Below are 16,373 nucleotides of genomic sequence, written 5' to 3'. Positions count from 1 at the left end.
GTTCTGGACGGTTGGGGCCAGTTCCAAGGGGGCGTTTTGAACTTTCACGGAAACCACACAGGCGAACCGTCGTGACGGCTGAAGCCCATCGACGGCGTACATTTTGGCAGATCCTGCTGGTCTCGGCGGGCCTGTTGGTGCTGACCGTGATCAGCGCTGGTTCCGTCTATCTCGTCAACGAGGCGCGGCAGGACAGCAAATGGGTGGTCCATACCATCGAGGTGGAAAACCAGATCCACGCCCTGCTGCTGGAGATCCGGCGCGCAGAGAGCGGCGCCCGCGGCTACCTTCTGACCCAGGGGGACAACTTCAAAGCCGACCATGAAAAGGCCGTGGCCGCCATCATCCCCGCCCTCGACAAGCTCACGCGCCTGAGCGCCGACAATCCGGGGCAACGCGCGAACGTCGAGAAGCTGAGCGCGGCCATCGAAATCCGCCTCGGCCAGTTCGCGCAGGAAATGACCTTCATCCAGCAAGGCCAGCCGGACAGGGCCATGGTGCTGGTTCGCGAGGCCGCGGCTCAGGACACCACGACGAGGATCACCACCGTCGCGAATGCGATGATCCAGGAGGAGGAACGTCTGTTCCGCCTCCGCACGGCCAACTCCGACCGCAGCCAGACGCTCGCCGCCTCGATGACCGGCATCGGGTCCGGCCTCGTCGTGGTGCTGGCGCTGATCTCGATCTGGCTGGTGCGGCGCTCGGCGCGCGCCCGCGACGAGGCCGAGGCGCGCCTGCGCGAGGCCTACGCCAACCTCGAATCCGTCGTCGATGAGCGCACGGCGGATCTGCGCGAAGCCAACGACGAAATCCAGCGCTTTGCCTATATCGTCAGCCACGATCTGCGCTCGCCGCTCGTCAACATCATGGGCTTCACCAGCGAACTCGAGGAGCTCCGCGGCGACATCTTCCGCCGGATCGGCGGCCTTGCCCCCGTCCCTGCGAACGGGCCGCCGCTGGCGCCCGCAGGGCCCGGCGAGGTCGCGCTCGAGGGCGCCGACAAGCAGCTCTCGGACGATTTCTCCGAAGCGCTCGGCTTCATCAAGACGTCGATCGCCAAGATGGACCGGCTGATCTCGGCCATTCTCAACCTCACCCGCGAGGGCCGCCGCGAATTCCAGCCGGTGAAGGTCGACACGCGCGAGCTGATCGAGGCCATCGTCTCGACGCTGGCGCACCAGGCGGCCGAGGCGCAGGCCGAGATCCATGTCGAACCGCTGCCGAACCTCGTGAGCGACCGCCTCGCCCTCGAGCAGATATTCTCCAATTTGATCGACAACGCGATCAAGTACCTCAAGAGCGGCGTGCCCGGCGAGATCAGAATTCGCGGGCGCACCAAGCTCGGCTATGCCATCTTCGAGATCAGCGACAATGGCCGTGGCATCGATCCGAAGGATCACCAGCGGATATTCGACCTGTTCCGCCGCGCGGGAACCCAGGACAAGCCCGGCCAGGGCATCGGCCTTGCCCATGTGCGTGCACTTGTGCGTCGCCTCGGCGGCACCATGTCGGTATCATCGGAACTGAACGCGGGCAGCACCTTCACCATCACGCTGCCGATCGCCTGGAACGAGAGCAACCGGAATAGAGATCGATGACCCAGCCTGTCACCATCATCATGATCGAGGACGACGAGGGCCACGCCCGCCTGATCGAGCGCAACATCCGAAGGTCCGGCGTCAACAACGAGATCGTCTCCTTCAAGAACGGCACGGACGCGATGATGCACCTGTTCGGTGCCGACGGCTCCGGGCTCGTGCAGAAGGGCAATGCGCTCCTGATCCTGCTCGACCTCAATCTCCCGGACATGACCGGGATCGACATCCTGAAGCAGATCAAGGAGAACAAATATCTGAAGGCCTCGCCCGTGGTGGTGCTGACCACCACCGACGATTCCCAGGAAATCAAGCGCTGCTACGAGCTCGGCTGCAACGTCTACATCACCAAGCCCGTCAACTACGAGAATTTCGCCAATGCCATCCGGCAGCTCGGCCTGTTCTTCTCGGTCATCCAGGTCCCGCCCGCCGCCTCATGAACCAGCGCACGCCAACACTGCTCTATATCGACGATGACAGCGCGCTGGCGCGGCTGGTCGACCGCGGCCTGACGCGGCGCGGCTACAGGGTCATTCATGCCGCGAGCGGCGAGGAAGGCCTGGAGCGCATCCGCCGCGCAGGCGCCGAGGGCGGCATCGACGTCGTGGCGCTCGACCAGTACATGCCGGGCCTCGACGGGCTCGAGACGCTCGAGCAGATCATGGCGATCCCGGACGCGCCGCCGGTCGTGTTCGTCACGGCGTCGCAGGATTCCAGCATCGCCGTCACTGCGCTGAAGGCGGGAGCGGCCGATTATCTGGTCAAGGACGTCCAGGGCGATTTCATTCCCCTGCTCCACGTCGCCGCCGAAGGCGCGCTGCGGCAGTCCGAATTGCAGAGGGCGCGCGAGGAGGCCGAAGCCGAGGTCCACGCCTCGCGCGATCGCTACGCGGCGCTTGCCGCCGAGCGCGAGCTGCTGCTGCGCGAGGTCAACCACCGCGTCGGCAATTCGCTCCAGATCATCGCCTCGCTGCTGCACCTTCAGGCGAGCTCGGCCGCGCAGGACGAGGTCAAGGCGGCGCTGACCAACGCGATGGGCCGCGTCGCCGCGGTCGCGCAGGTGCACCGCCGCCTCTATACCTCGCAGGACCTGAAGAGCGTGGTGCTGAACCAGTATCTGGATTCCCTGCTCGAGGATCTCCGCCGCTCGGCCGAAGGCAACCGGATGTCGCGCCTGACGCTGAAGGCCGAGCCGATCGAGATCGATCCGGACCGTGCGGTCGCGGTCGGCATCATCGTCAACGAGCTGGTGATGAACGCGGTGAAATATGCCTATCCCGATGGTGCCGGCCCGATCCATGTCGAGCTGATCTCGCGGGGCGACGATCTGCTGCTGTCGATCACCGACGACGGCGTCGGCGACAACGTCAAGGCCGATCCGCGCTCCACCGGCATGGGCCAGCGCATCGTCGCCGCGATGGCCTCCAAGCTCGACGCCTCCGTGGAGCGCGATCCCGCCCATAACGGAACCCGGATCGTGCTGAAGTTCCAGCGCGTGCCCCCGGCGCCCGGCAAGAGCAACCACGCGGCCGCGGGCTGAAATCGACTCCCCCGCACCACCCATCGCAACCGCCTTGCGATCCTGCTATTGTCGCAGGTCATGAATTCGCGCGACTCTGCCTCGTCTGAAATCACGCCTGCCGTGCTGCTGCGCGCCTATGCCTGCGGCATCTTTCCGATGGCGGAAAGTGCCGACGATCCGACCCTGTTCTGGGTCGAGCCGGAGCTGCGCGGCGTCATCCCGCTGGACGGCTTTCGCGTGTCCTCGCGGCTCGCACGCACCGTGCGCTCGGATACCTTCCGCGTCACCGTCAACACCGCGTTCAAGGCGACGATCGCCGGCTGTGCCGCGCCGCAGGAAGGGCGCGAGGACACCTGGATCAACAAGCGCATCCGCGACCTCTATGGCGGCCTCTTCGATCTCGGCCATTGCCACAGCGTCGAGGCCTGGCAGGGCGACGATCTGGTCGGCGGACTCTACGGCGTCAGCCTGGGGCGCGCCTTCTTCGGCGAGAGCATGTTCCACACCGCGCGCGATGCCTCGAAGGTCGCGCTGGTGCACCTGGTCGCACGGCTCATCCATGGCGGCTTCGAGCTGCTCGACACGCAATATGTCACCGAGCATTTGAGGAGTTTTGGCGCGGTCGAGATCTCGCGGCGGCGCTACACCGCGCTGCTCGACAAGGCGCTGGCTGGCGAGCCCGGCGATTTCCTGCGGCTCTCCACCGGCGAAGCGATCCCGGGCGCGCGCGCCCTCGAGATCATCGCCTCGCGGCCATGACCATTCAGATTATCGGCTGAAGCCCGGGAAATTGAACAGGCCCGGCTGCTGCTGTGGCGGCGGAGGTGGCGGTGCCGGTTGCTGCTGCGGCGGTGGCGGCAAGGGCTGCGGCGGACGCTGCTGCGTGGCCTGCCGGGGCGCGGCCTTCTTCTGCGTAGGCGGCGGCGCGGGCGGCTTGGCTGCGGGGTCCGGCGCTGCGGTCGCAATGGTCTGCTGCGGCTCTTTGCAGTCGGTGAGCCAGATGTCGTAGATCGGATGCTCGACGCCGTGCAGGCCGGGGCTCGCGGCATACATCCAGCCCGAGAAGATGCGCTTCACCTCGCCCTGCAGGGTGATCTCGTCGACCTCGACGAAGGCATCGGTGTTGGTGGCCTCCGTCGCCGGCCGCGTGTAACAGGCGTCGGTCTTGACCCTGAGCGCGCCGAACTGGACGGTCTCGCCGATCTCCTCGTCGAAATTGATGATGCGTCCGGTGATCTTGTCGAGCCCGGAGAAGGTCGCCTTCTTGTTCACGATCTTCTGGGCCGGCGGCTCGGTCACGACCTCGTCGCCCGGCTGCAGGCTCGCTGGCGCCTGCGGCACCGTGCCCGGCGCGCCCTTCTGCTGGGGCTGGCGCTGACCGGGCGCGCCTTGCGGACCCGGCGGGGCGATCGCCGCGGAGGGCGGCTGGCTCGGCGGCGCGACGGTCGAGCCCGGCGGCGGTGCCAAGGGCTGGCTCTCGACCGGCCCCGGCATCACGTTACCCTGGCGGCCCGGAGGCGGCGGCATCGGGCGCGACGGCAGCACGCGGCCCTGCGGCGGCAGCTCCGGCACCTCTTCGTCGTCGTCCGGAATCTGCTGCGGTTGCGGCTGGCCGCGCGGAATGTTGCCGGGCGGCCGCAGCGGCGGCGGATCGGAAAAGATCGTGCCGATCTGCGCCTGTGCCGGCGTCGCAACCGTCAGCGCGGTGGCGGCCAGCAATGCCGCAAGGCCTGTCAGGGAAAAGGTTTTGAACATCTCGCGCGGCTTCAACAGCGAATCGGGCTCGTTGGACATTCTACAAGGGATACCGCCGCTCGCAGGCCTCCGGTTAACACGCCGAATACGGCGGGGGAAGGGCGGCATCCCTGCCCTTCCCGGCGCCCGCTGGCCAGACCGGGCCCCGGATGGGATAGTCGCAAAGACCCTCCGCGGGGCTGAACCAGACCTCGCCCCCAGACGATGTTCCCACCATGACCGGACAATCCAGAGGCCGCCCTCCATGCCCGTTGTGCTCGATCCCGATGCCGCTGCCGTCTACAAGGCCTTCCAGGAGGCCGGCCGGCCCGCCTACGAGACCCTGACCGCACCGGAGGCGCGCGCCTATTATTTGCAGGCACGTTTTGCCACCAATCCCGAGGCGCCGGAGCTCGCCCGCGTCGCAGCGCTCGCCATCCCGGCGCCGCACGGCACGATCCCCGCCCGCCTCTACGTTCCCAAGGCGCCGCGCCGGCACGACGGCCTGTCGCCGGCGCTGGTGTTCTTCCACGGCGGCGGCTGGGTGATCGGCGATCTCGATTCCCACGACGTCGTGTGCCGCCAGCTCGCAGTCGACGGCGCGCTGATCGTGATCTCGGTCGACTACCGTCTCGCGCCAGAGCACAAGTTTCCCGCCGCAACCGACGACGCCCTCGCCGCGACCAAATGGGTCGCCGCGAACGCACGCGAGCTCGGCATCGACGCCTCACGTCTCTCGATCGGCGGCGACAGCGCCGGCGGCAATCTCGCCGCGGTCGTGGCGCTTGCCGCGCGCGACGCTGGCGGCCCCGCCATCGCCGGCCAGGTGTTGATCTATCCGGCGACCGATTTCGCCATGACGCACGGCTCCCACAGCGAGCCCGAGACCAGCGTGCTGCTGACCCATTCGGTGATCCGCTGGTTCCGCGACCATTATCTCAATGGCGCCGCAGACATCCACGACTGGCACGCCTCGCCGGCGCGCGCACAAAGCCTCGTCGGGCTGCCGCCGACCTATGTGCTGACGGCCGGCGCCGATCCCCTGCGCGACGAGGGTGACGAATATGCCGAGCGGCTCAAGCAGGCCGGTGTGCCCGTCACCGCCAGACACTATCCCGGCCAGTTTCACGGCTTCTTCACGATGGGCCGGCTGTTGCAGCAGGCCAATATCGCCGTCGGCGAGATCGGCGCGTGGCTGAAGGGATTGGGCTGACGGCAGTCGCGTCACCCGCATGAGCGACAGCGGCATGTGGGTCCGCTCTCACCTCACTGAAAGACCTGTCCCGGATATCGCTGCGCTCATCCGGGCTACGTATCGACACCGAAAAACATGCTTGCCGTTCTTCAAACCATCGTCGCCCTCCCGCTGCGCGCCCTGACCTGGCTCGGCAGCCAGGGCACGCGCGGGGTCGCGGCCATCGTGTTCATCGCGGCCGCGGTGCCACCGCTCGGCGCATTGCTGCGTCCCTATCTCACCGAGGCCATCCTCTGCCTGCTTTGTATCTCCTTCATGCGGGTCGATCTGGCCGCCCTCTACAGTCATCTGCGTCGACCGGCGCTGGTTGCAACTGCCACGGTCTGGACCACCATCGGGGTGCCGCTGGTCGTCGGGTTGATCGCTCACGCATCCGGGCTCACGGCGCGCGCGCCCGCGCTTTCGCTCGCACTGATGCTCCAGAGCATGGCGTCACCGATGATGGCCTCCCCTGCCCTGGCCGCGCTGATGGGTCTCGATGCCACCATCGTGCTCATCACGCTGGTGACCTCGACCGCACTGGTGCCCTTCACGGCCTCGCTGTTCGCGGGCATCTTCCTCGGCGACATGCTGAGCATCACGCCGCTGACGCTGGGCCTGAAACTGCTCGGCATCCTCGCAGCCTCGCTGCTGGCCGCGACCGCCATCAGATGGATCTTCGGCGCGGAGGCGATCCAGCATCACAAGAAGCCGATCGACGGCCTCAACATCATCATCCTCTTCATGTTCGCTGCCGCGATCATGGGCGATGTCGTGAGCGACCTCCTCGCGCAGCCGCTGTTCACCATCAGCCTCGCAGCTCTGTCCTTCGCGATCTACTTCACCCTGCTCGCGGTCACCACGCTGCTGTTCCGCCGCATCGGTACCGAGCGCGCGCTGGCGCTCGGGCTGATGGTGTCACAGCGCAATCTCGGCCTGATGCTGGCCGCGACCGCCGGCGTATTGCCGCCCACCACCTGGCTCTATTTCGCGATGACGCAATTTCCGATTCATCTCGCGCCGTACATGCTGATGCCGATCGCACGGCGGCTGACGGCGGGCGCCGGCGCGGCGGCTGCAAGCAGCAGGACCGAGGGCGTGCGTTCATAAGTCCGGGACAAAGGCCGCCCGGCGACAGGCGTTCTCTGCTTGCCGCGGCTTCCTCTCAGCAATCGCGCAAATGATCCGCTTGGGCACGAAGCTGATCCGCTGAGGCATTCACGGCCTCGGCCGCCACGAATATTCCATCGCGAAGCATAGCTGCGACGGTGCAACCGCGCTGCTCCAAATGGAGGAAGGATCATGGCCCTGTCAGCCAATCATGAGCCCGTGCTCTCGCGTCGTGGTTTCTGCCTCTGCTGCATCACCGCCGCCGGTTTCGCGGCAACGGGCGGATGGCTCACCCCCGCAACCGCCTACGCCAAGGCGCGCAGCATCGTCGACCTGATCCGTGACGAGGCGGCCAAGACGAAGATCAAGGTTCACAAGCTCCGAAGCAATGTCAGCATCCTCGAGGGCTCCGGCGGCAATATCGCGGTGCTGACCGGACGCGACGGCAAAGTGTTCGTCGACGCCGGCATCACGGCATCGCGGCCACGTATATTGGAGGCGGCGAACAGTCTCAGCCGCGATCCGATCACGCATGTGATCAACACGCATTGGCACTTCGACCATGCCGACGGCAATGCGTGGCTGAACGCGGAGGGTGCCGAGATCACAGCGCACGAGAACACCTCCAAGCATCTGATGTCCGCACAGCGGGTCGAAGACTGGGATTTCACTTTTACGCCCTCAGCGCTTGCCGCCGTTCCGACCGATACTTTTGACACGGACAAGACATTGAAGCTGAATGGATCGACCATCCAGCTCAAGTACTATGGACCGGCACACACCGACTGCGACATCTCGGTCAATTTCAGCGAGGCCGATATTGTTCATGTCGGCGACACCTACTGGAACGGGATCTATCCGTTCATCGACTATTCGACCGGTGGAAGCATCGGGGGCATGATCAAGGCGACGGAAGCGAATTTGGCCGCTGCAACGCAGCGGACCATCGTCATTCCGGGGCATGGCGCGCCGGTGAGCAACCGGGAAGACCTGTCGTCTTACCGCGATATGCTGGTCACCATTCGCGACAACGTGGCGAAACTCAAGAGCCAGGGACGTTCGATCGACGAAGCGATCGCAGCCAAGCCGACCGCCGCCTTCGACGCAAAATGGGGTCAGTTTGTCATCACGCCGGAGTTCTTCGTCCGGCTCGTTTACAAGGGCGTCTGAGATCAACCGCCGCAGACCGGACGGGCCTGCGGCGGCAACGCTTTTCCGCAAGCACGCAGCGTGACACGCCCTAACCCGCCCGCGCCGCGCGACGGAGTGCCTGCGGCGGCTGGCCGAAGGCGCGGATGAAGGCGCGGCGCATTCGCTCGGGGTCGCCGAAGCCTGTCGTTTCCGCGACGAGCTCGATCGCCTCGCGCGAGGACTGCACGCGCTCGCGTGCCGCTTCGAGCCGCAACCGCTCGATCGCCTTCGACGGCGTCGTGCCGGTCTCGGCGGCAAAGGCGCGGGCAAAATGCCGTGCGCTCATGCCGGCGCGATCGGCGAGGTCCTCGACCGTCAGCGGCGCATCGAGATTTTCGCGCGCCCAGGACAACAGCGCGCCGAACCGCCCGGTCGGCGTCTTCAGCTCCAGCAGCGAGGAGAATTGCGACTGGCCGCCGCTGCGGCGGTGATAGAGCACGAGGTGCCTTGCCGTCTGTCGCGCAATCTCCTCGCCATGGTCCTCGGTGACCATCGCAAGCGCGAGATCGATGCCCGCCGTGATGCCCGCCGAGGTCCAGACATTGCCGTCGCGAGTGAAAATCTGGTCCGGCTCGAACTTCACCTTCGGATAGCGCGCGACGAAATCGCGCGTCCGGCCCCAATGGGTGGTGGCGCGGCGCCCGTCGAGCAGGCCCGCCTCGGCCAGCACATAGGCGCCCGAGCAGACGCTCGCGACCCGCACGCCGCGCTTTGCCAGCCGCTGCACGAAAGCGCGCGTGACCTCGCAGCGCGCGGCATCCGCCACGCCCGCACCGCCGGCCACGACCAGCGTCGTGAGCGCATTCGCCGACCTGAAATCACGCGCCATCATCTCGACGCCCGACGAGCTGCGCACGAGTCCCGCCCTCGCCGCCAGCACGCGAATGGCAGGCGCCTTGCCGGTACAGCGCGCGGCGACCTCGAATGCCGAGATCGGGCCCGCCGCGTCGAGCAATTGAAAGTCCGGGAAGATCAGGATGCCGATCATCGCCTTGTCCGAAAGTGAGGGATTTACGCCATTTCGGCCAGGAGGGCACCATGCCATCCTGCATCCGTCAAGCTCATTATCGGAGGCCCCCATGCCGTCACCGCGGCAGATCGGATTCCTGGTGTTTCCGCGCGTCACCCAGCTCGACTTCACGGGCCCCTTGCAGGTGTTCGCCATGCTTCCGGGGGCGAAGCTGCACCTGATCTGGAAGCGGATCGAGCCGGTGCCGAGCGATTCCGTGATGACGCTGACGCCGACCACGACCTTCGCGGATTGCCCGCAGCTCGACGTGATCTGCGTGCCCGGCGGTCACGGCACCAACGACCTGCTCAACGACGACGAGGTGCTCGATTTCCTGCGCCGGCAGGCCGAGGGCGCGCAGTACGTCACGTCGGTCTGCACGGGGTCGCTGGCGCTCGGCGCTGCCGGCCTGTTGAAGGGCTACCGCGCCGCCACCCATTGGAGCGCGATGGAGATGCTCGCCCAGTTCGGCGCGATGCCGACCAAGACACGCGTCTGCGTCGACCGTAACCGTATCACCGGCGGCGGCGTGACCGCCGGCATCGACTTCGCGCTGACGCTGGTCTCGATCCTGGTCGACCGCCCCACGGCCGAAGCGATCCAGCTCCAGATGGAATACAATCCCGCCCCGCCGTTCAATTCAGGCTCGCCGGACACCGCGCCGGCCGAGGTGCTGGCCCTGCTCAGAGAGCGCGGCGCGCAAAACCATGCCCGGCGGCTCGAGGCGGTCAAGCGTGCGGCAGAAAAGGTGATGTAGGCCCCGCTCTCGTCCCGCATGCGGCGCAACGTGTAGCGCTACGGCCCAAGACTGAATTTGGCGCAAGCTGCATCGACATCGTCATGGCGAGGAGGCCTTGCGACGAAGCAATCCAGCATCTTTTCGCGGATGTATTTCTAGATTGCTTCGCTACACCCGCAATGACGAAGAACGATGCAGCGCCGTTCGCTCGCGTCCCGGACGCGCCGCAGCGCGAGCGATGCGGCGCAGAGCCGGGACGCGGGAAGCTACACGCTCCGCTGCAACATGGGCCCCGGCTCTGCAGCGCACCGCTGAAGAAGCGCTGCGCCGCGTCCGGGGCGCAGCCCCTAAATCTTTAGCGTACACCTGCATCGACATCGTCATTGCGAGGAGCTCTTGCGACGAAGCAATCCAGCATCTTTCCGCGGATGTATTTCTGGATTGCTTCGCTACGCTCGCAATGACGGAGAACGAGGCAGCGCCGGTTCGCTCGTGTCCCGAACGCGCTGCGGCGCGTAGCGATGCGGCGCAGAGCCGGGACGCGGGAAGCTACACGCTCCGCTGCAACATGGGCCCCGGCTCTGCAGCGCACCGCTGAAGAAGCGCTGCGCCGCGTCCGGGGCGCAAGGCATTCGGCCCCGCCAAAGAAAAAGGCCGCTCGGTTTCCCAAGCGGCCTTTCCTGTCCTACGGCGGCTGCACATTCCATCGGGCGATTTCGGACCTTCCAGACCGGGGGCCTATCTCCCGATCGAGTCCTTTCTCGGCGGCCGCTGCATCTCGGGACAGTCGCGAACTGTTGCCCGAACCGAACGCGATGGTCTCCCATCTCCGTAAGATGGGACCATTGAGCCGCAACGCTTGCGTGAGCGCAACGCCCGGGCAGACGCCATCCCCGCTGTTCCCGTTGTCCACAGCGGTGTGAGACGGATGCGCGTGCATCGAATGGCGCGACGACGATTCGCGGGCTTGGCAGATGCTTAGTTGGCGGGGGTCCAGGGCTGGTAGTCGCCGGTCGCCTTCGGGCGCCGTCCGCTGGCGAGCGTCGAGCCGGAAGGACGGTAGGCGTTCGCCGTGCCGGTGAGATTGGGCTGGTGCGGCTTTTCCCACTCGCGCGGCTGGTAATTGGCCTCGGTCGGCGGCACGTCGACGACGTGGTGGATCCAGCCGTGCCAGGACGGCGGGATGCGGCTCGCCTCGGCATAGCCGTTATAGACCACCCAACGCCGCTCGAAGCCGAGCGTCGGATCGATCGCCCCGCCTCGGGTGCGATAATAGAGATTGCCCTGCTCGTCCTGACCGACCAGTTCCCCGTACCGTTTGGTCCAGAGTTGCGTGCCAAACGTCTGGCCGTTCCACCAGGTGAAGAACTTGAGGAAGAATTGTTTCATGCGGCAAGGGCCCTGCTTCGTCGGGTCCTGATGCCATCCGGGCGCCGAAATGTCCAGTTCGGCGGGGACGGCCGCCCTCCGCAAATGCGGCTCTGGAACGCATGCTGCCGCAAAACCGGCGCGATCCATTCATGCTGGATACAGCGGTCAGGTGGGACTTTCCCTGAACGCACGCAAACCGGCGTGATCCAGGAACCAGCGCCTTTTCACAGGGTTGGCATCCGGGAAAAGGAGTTTGATCATGAACAATCTGAAGTTTTTGAGTGCCGCCGCGGCCGTGGCGCTGGTTCTTCCGCTGGCGAGCCCGAGCTTTGCTCAGAATCGTCCTGCCCTGGGCGGCGGCGCCCATGTCGGAGGCGGCGGTGGTGGTGCTCACTTCGGCGGAGGCGGCGCCCGCATGGGCGGCGGCGGCTTCGGTGGCGGAGCACGGATGGGTGGCGGCGGCGCCGCGTTCCAAGGAGGCGGCGCAGCGGTTCGTCCGGGCGGTGGCGGTTTCGCGGCCGGCCCTGCGATGCGTCCGGGCGGCGGCGCTTTCGCAGCCGGCGCCGCGGTCCGTCCAAGCGCCGGCGCTTTCCCAGCCGGCACCGCGGTCCGTCCAAGCAGCGGCAGCCTTGTAACCGGCGCAGCGATCGCCCGTCCCGCCCTTTCGCCGTCCTTCAGCGGGCCCCGCAACGTCGCAACCGCAGGCAACTGGCAGGGCAGAGGCAACTGGCAGGGCAGAGGCAACTGGGACGGCCGCCGCTGGCATCATCGTCGCGGCGGCTTCTGGCCGGGTTTCGCAGCGGGTGCCGCGATCGGCGGCCTGGGCTCCTACGCCTATTACGGCGGGGGCTATGGCTATTATGACGACCCCTACTACTACGGCGATAGCTACTATGATGAGCCGTCAGTAGCGGTGGTGCCTGACAGCGGCGGCGACTCCGCAGCCTATTGCGCGCAGCGCTACAAGTCGTACGACCCGGCCTCGGGCACCTATCTCGGCTACGACGGCCAGCGTCATCCCTGTCCGTAAGCCGGTCGAAGATCGATCGAAGCAAAGGCGTCGCAGCAATGCGGCGCCTTTTTCGCGCGTACCAGCCTTACGAAAACGTCTCCAAATTGAGCCAACAGTCCCTATGCACTGCGCCGTGCATATCTACATTGACCCAATCCAAAATTGACCCGGTGCGCGATTCACCTGTATCACCGGTCTGTGGGGACTTCGATTGCTGGGAAGAGTCATGCCGCGTATTCTCGTGGTTGATGACGATCCGATGGTCGGCGCGACCATCGAGGTCCTCCTCCAACGTCAGGGCTTCGACGTCACGCTGACCGACGGCGGAGAAACAGGATTGGCCGCGCTCGAAACACAGATTTTCGACGTGATGCTGGTCGACATCTTCATGCCCCACATGCGCGGCTTCGAATCCATCCGCATCTTTCACGAGCGCGCGCCTGCCACACCGCTGATCGCGATGTCCGGCTACGCCTTCGCCTCGTCCGCCTCGCCCTCTCCCGACTTTCTCCGCATGGCGCTTGAGCTCGGCGCGAGCCGCTGCCTGCGCAAGCCGTTCACGCCGGACACGCTGCTGACCACGATCCGGGAATGCATCACTGGTGTGGACGAGAGCGCGCAGCCGAAGGACAAGAAAGAAGCCCCTTGATCCCAACGCAGCGCGTCATTCTCGGTGCTGGACTTGCCATCCTCCTGATCATCACTGCGGCCTCGATCGCTCTCGACGTCAAGTCGCGGTCCGATGCTGCCTGGGTCAACCACACCGTCCAGGTCCAGAAGAAGATCTCCGACCTGCGCGTGCTGATGCGTCGCGCCGAGAGCGCCGCGCGGGGCTATGAGCTCTATCGCAGCCAGGGCTTCTACGACGAGTTCCAGGCGGTGCGCGCCCAGATCGCGCCGGCGCTGGCCGATCTCAAGCGGGGCGTGCGCGACATTCCCGATCAGGTCGCGCTGATGGAGGGCACCGAGCCGCTGGCGTTGCGCCGGATCGAGATTGCCGCCGACGCCATGCGCATGCGCGCCGAGAACGACCAAGCCGGCATCGCCGCGCTCAACGGCAAGGGCGAAGGCCGCGGCCTGATGGACAGGGTGATGGGCAACCTCGACCAGTTGAGCTCCGAGGAAGAACGCCTTCTCACCGCCCGCTCCCAGGATTCGCGCCGCACCGGCATCGTGCTGCTTGGCATCGATGTTGCGGGCGCATTGGTGATCCTGCTGCTGGTCGTGATGGTGATGCGCGAAAGCCGGCGCACCGAAGTCGCGCTGAAGAGCACGCTGATGGAGACCACGGCCGCCAAGGAAGCGCTGGCGGCGGCGGTGGCCGAGCGCACCGAGCATCTGGTCAACGCGCATGACGAGCTGCGCCTCTCGATCAACGTGCTGCAAAGCACGTTCCACAGCATGGCGGAGGCGGTGCTGGTCATCGATGCTGAGGGCACCGTCCTTCTGTCAAATCCAGCCGCCGAGCGCATGTTGCTGCATCGCGCCGGGATGAATTTGCGCAATCTGCGCGCGTTGTCCGATGTCTATCACGGCGACGGCGTCACGCCGCTGAAGTCCGACGAGCTGCCGTCGACGCGAGTGCTGCGCGGCGAGCAGTTCGAAGAGCTGGAGATGATCGTCCGCCCGCACGGCAGCGATCCTGCACGCCATCTCATGATCAGCGGCCGGCCGATGCGAGACGGCCACGGCAACATTTCCGGCGCGGTTCTGGTCTATCACGACGCAACCACCTCGCGGGAGACCGAGCGGCAGCTGTACCAGTCGCAGAAGCTGGATGCCATCGGCAAGCTGACCGGCGGCGTCGCGCACGACTTCAACAACATGCTGACCGTGATCTCCGGCAACACCGAGACGCTGGTGGAGAGCCTGAAGGGCCAACCCGAGCTCCAGCGCACCGCGCGCCTGATCGACGATGCCGCCGAGCGTTGCGCCGAGCTGATCCAGCATCTGCTCGCCTTTGCGCGCCGCCAGCCGCTCCAGCCGCGCAATGTCGAGATCAGCGGCGCGGTCGCGGACATCGCAAAGCTCCTGCGCCCCACCCTCGGCGAGCAGATCCAGATCGAGACCGCGCTGGAACAGGGGCCGATGACGTCGCATATCGACCCGTCCCGGCTCACCAATGCCGTGCTCAACATGGCGATCAACGCCCGCGACGCCATGCCGAACGGCGGCAAGCTGCTGTTCGAGGCCCACCGCGTCGTGCTCGACGAGGCGTATGCGCAGAACAATCCGGACGTCCGGCCCGGCCCTTACGTGATGCTTGCCGTCAGCGACACCGGCTCCGGCATGCCGGCCGAGGTCCAGCAGAAGGCGTTCGAGCCGTTCTTCACCACCAAGGAGGTCGGCAAGGGTTCGGGCCTCGGCCTGTCCATGGTGTACGGCTTCGTCAAGCAGTCCGGCGGCCACATCAAGATCTACAGCGAGGAAGGCCACGGCACCACGATCAAGCTCTATCTGCCGCCGGGCGAAGGCACGGCAGACATGGCCGCTGCGGTCGTGCCGCAGGCCGAGGGCGGCGCCGAGACCATTTTCGTGGTCGAGGACGACCCGCTGGTGCGCAACTTCGTCACCGCGCAGCTGCAGAGCCTCGGCTACAAGACGGTGGCCGCGCCCGATGGCCGAAGCGCGCTGGAGTTGATCAATGGCGGCCAGAAGTTCGATCTGCTCTTCACCGACGTCGTCATTCCCGGCGGCATGAGCGGACGCGAACTCGCCGAAGAGGTGGCAAGGCGCCGGCCCGGTGTGAGGGTGCTCTACACCTCCGGCTACACCGACAATGCCATCGTCCATCACGGCAAGCTCGACGACGGCGTGATGCTGCTGACGAAGCCCTACCGGAGAAACCAGCTCGCCGAGATGATCAGGAAGGCGCTGGGCACCTAACCGCGCGTCGCCAGCACCACCGCGGCCAGCGTGAAGATCAGCGCCGAGATCTGGCCCGGCCCCAGCGGCTCATGCAGCGCGATCGCCGACGCCACCACGCCGATCACGGGCACCGCCATGGTACCGATCGCCGCGACCGAGGCCGGCAGGCGCGCCAATGCGGCGAACCAGCTGACATAGGCGATGCAGAACTGCACCACCGTCGAATAGACCAGGAGCCACCAGCCGAGCGGCGTCACGTTCGAGAGATGCGTGGTCTCGACCAGCAGGCCGATGACCGAGATCGGCAGGCAGCCGATTCCGATCTGCCAGGCCGCGGCCGTGATCGGCGGCAGATGGATCGGGTACCTCTTCGAGAACACCGTGCCGACCGCAAAGCCGAAGGCGCCGCACAGCGCCATGATGATGCCGGGCGCCTTCTCGACGCTGGCGGCAATGCCGTTGCCGCCCATGATCGAGGCAAGGCCCGCAAAGGCCATCACCAGCGCGATCGTCCGCAGCACCGTCGGCCGCTCGCCCAGCACCGGCCAGGCGATGATGGAGGCCCAGACCGGCATGGTGTAGGCGATCAGCGCCGCCTCGCTCGCCGGCAGCCAGAGCAGCGCCAGGCCCATCAGCACCATCCAGCCGGTGACGTTGAGCACGGCGGCGGTGAGGAGGCGCGGCCAGATCGCCGGATCGACCTTCAGGCTCTGCCGGCGCACGACCGCAAGCAGCGCCAGCAGCACCGCTCCGAGCACGCCGGTCACGCCGCGCAAGGTCAGTGGTGGCAGCTCGGCGAGTAGGAATTTGGTCACCGGCCAGTTGAAGCCCCAGCCGATCGAGGTGATCGCGAGGAACATCAGGCCGGCCGGGGCGATGCGCGATCGCGCATCCCGGCGGGTCGAATCAAGCATGAGGGCAATCCGGCAAAATCTTACGACCAGCTTGGCGCGGATTCGCCGCTCAAACCACCACCCCGACGGGCATG

General features: G+C 66.4%; 15 protein-coding genes. 11 read left to right on the top strand and 4 right to left on the bottom strand.

What is annotated here, in order from left to right; all coding sequences use genetic code 11:
- Window positions 1-71 precede the first annotated feature (71 nt).
- Genes HAP40_RS18430 through aat form a run of 4 tightly spaced genes read left to right on the top strand, consistent with a single transcriptional unit; the run spans window position 72 to window position 3,876 of the window.
- A complete protein-coding gene (locus tag HAP40_RS18430; protein ID WP_166816470.1) occupies window positions 72-1,598 on the top strand; it encodes a sensor histidine kinase in 1,527 nt (508 codons plus the stop codon).
- Window positions 1,595-2,035, top strand: a complete 441-nt coding sequence (locus HAP40_RS18425; protein WP_166816471.1) for a response regulator — start codon at window positions 1,595-1,597, stop codon at window positions 2,033-2,035. The genes HAP40_RS18430 and HAP40_RS18425 overlap by 4 nt, the downstream gene beginning before the upstream one ends.
- On the top strand, window positions 2,032-3,135 hold the full coding sequence (locus tag HAP40_RS18420) for a sensor histidine kinase (protein ID WP_166816472.1): 1,104 nt from the start codon (window positions 2,032-2,034) through the stop codon (window positions 3,133-3,135). The genes HAP40_RS18425 and HAP40_RS18420 overlap by 4 nt, the downstream gene beginning before the upstream one ends.
- A gap of 60 nt (window positions 3,136-3,195) precedes the next feature.
- Window positions 3,196-3,876 carry a leucyl/phenylalanyl-tRNA--protein transferase gene (gene aat / locus HAP40_RS18415; RefSeq protein ID WP_166816473.1) on the top strand — a complete coding sequence of 227 codons (681 nt, stop codon included), beginning with the start codon at window positions 3,196-3,198 and terminating at the stop codon, window positions 3,874-3,876.
- A gap of 9 nt (window positions 3,877-3,885) precedes the next feature.
- Here the strand turns inward: aat and HAP40_RS18410 are convergent, their stop codons facing one another.
- Entirely contained in the window at window positions 3,886-4,911 is a 1,026-nt protein-coding gene (locus HAP40_RS18410; RefSeq protein ID WP_166816474.1) for a DUF2155 domain-containing protein, read from the bottom strand.
- Between the two features lie 205 nt (window positions 4,912-5,116).
- Between HAP40_RS18410 and HAP40_RS18405 the strand changes: the two genes are divergently transcribed.
- The 3 genes from HAP40_RS18405 (at window position 5,117) to HAP40_RS18395 (ending at window position 8,365) form a co-directional block, all read left to right on the top strand.
- Window positions 5,117-6,064 (top strand): alpha/beta hydrolase, encoded by a 948-nt coding sequence (locus HAP40_RS18405; protein WP_166816475.1) that lies wholly within the window; start codon window positions 5,117-5,119, stop codon window positions 6,062-6,064.
- A gap of 117 nt (window positions 6,065-6,181) precedes the next feature.
- Entirely contained in the window at window positions 6,182-7,195 is a 1,014-nt protein-coding gene (locus HAP40_RS18400; RefSeq protein ID WP_166816476.1) for a Na+-dependent transporter, read from the top strand.
- A 192-nt stretch (window positions 7,196-7,387) separates the two neighbouring features.
- Window positions 7,388-8,365, top strand: a complete 978-nt coding sequence (locus HAP40_RS18395; protein WP_166816477.1) for an MBL fold metallo-hydrolase — start codon at window positions 7,388-7,390, stop codon at window positions 8,363-8,365.
- Window positions 8,366-8,435: 70 nt separating this feature from the next.
- Here the strand turns inward: HAP40_RS18395 and HAP40_RS18390 are convergent, their stop codons facing one another.
- Window positions 8,436-9,374, bottom strand: a complete 939-nt coding sequence (locus tag HAP40_RS18390) for a GlxA family transcriptional regulator (RefSeq protein WP_166816478.1) — start codon at window positions 9,372-9,374, stop codon at window positions 8,436-8,438.
- A gap of 91 nt (window positions 9,375-9,465) precedes the next feature.
- Between HAP40_RS18390 and HAP40_RS18385 the strand changes: the two genes are divergently transcribed.
- Window positions 9,466-10,152 (top strand): DJ-1/PfpI family protein, encoded by a 687-nt coding sequence (locus HAP40_RS18385; RefSeq protein ID WP_166816479.1) that lies wholly within the window; start codon window positions 9,466-9,468, stop codon window positions 10,150-10,152.
- Window positions 10,153-11,112: 960 nt separating this feature from the next.
- On the opposite strand, the gene HAP40_RS18380 is transcribed toward HAP40_RS18385, so the two are convergent.
- On the bottom strand, window positions 11,113-11,523 hold the full coding sequence (locus tag HAP40_RS18380; RefSeq protein ID WP_166816480.1) for an NADH:ubiquinone oxidoreductase subunit NDUFA12: 411 nt from the start codon (window positions 11,521-11,523) through the stop codon (window positions 11,113-11,115).
- 241 nt (window positions 11,524-11,764) lie between these two features.
- Between HAP40_RS18380 and HAP40_RS18375 the strand changes: the two genes are divergently transcribed.
- From HAP40_RS18375 to HAP40_RS18365, 3 genes are all read left to right on the top strand, one after another.
- Window positions 11,765-12,535, top strand: a complete 771-nt coding sequence (locus HAP40_RS18375; RefSeq protein ID WP_166816481.1) for a BA14K family protein — start codon at window positions 11,765-11,767, stop codon at window positions 12,533-12,535.
- 208 nt (window positions 12,536-12,743) lie between these two features.
- Complete coding sequence (locus HAP40_RS18370) at window positions 12,744-13,166, top strand: response regulator (protein WP_166816482.1); 423 nt, start codon at window positions 12,744-12,746, stop codon at window positions 13,164-13,166.
- Window positions 13,163-15,403, top strand: a complete 2,241-nt coding sequence (locus tag HAP40_RS18365; RefSeq protein ID WP_166816483.1) for a CHASE3 domain-containing protein — start codon at window positions 13,163-13,165, stop codon at window positions 15,401-15,403. Before HAP40_RS18370 ends, HAP40_RS18365 begins: the two co-directional genes overlap by 4 nt.
- Here HAP40_RS18365 and HAP40_RS18360 read toward each other — a convergent pair.
- Window positions 15,400-16,299: a DMT family transporter gene (locus HAP40_RS18360; protein ID WP_166816484.1), complete on the bottom strand. Its 900-nt coding sequence runs from the start codon at window positions 16,297-16,299 to the stop codon at window positions 15,400-15,402. The two genes, HAP40_RS18365 and HAP40_RS18360, sit on opposite strands and share 4 nt — an antisense overlap.
- Between the last annotated feature and the right edge of the window lie 74 nt (window positions 16,300-16,373).

Origin of the sequence: Bradyrhizobium sp. 1(2017) (assembly GCF_011602485.2) — a bacterium.
In the GTDB taxonomy this organism is placed as follows: Bacteria; Pseudomonadota; Alphaproteobacteria; order Rhizobiales; family Xanthobacteraceae; genus Bradyrhizobium.
Note: the sequence above shows the minus strand (reverse complement) of the source record. Positions and strands in the feature narration are given on the sequence as shown.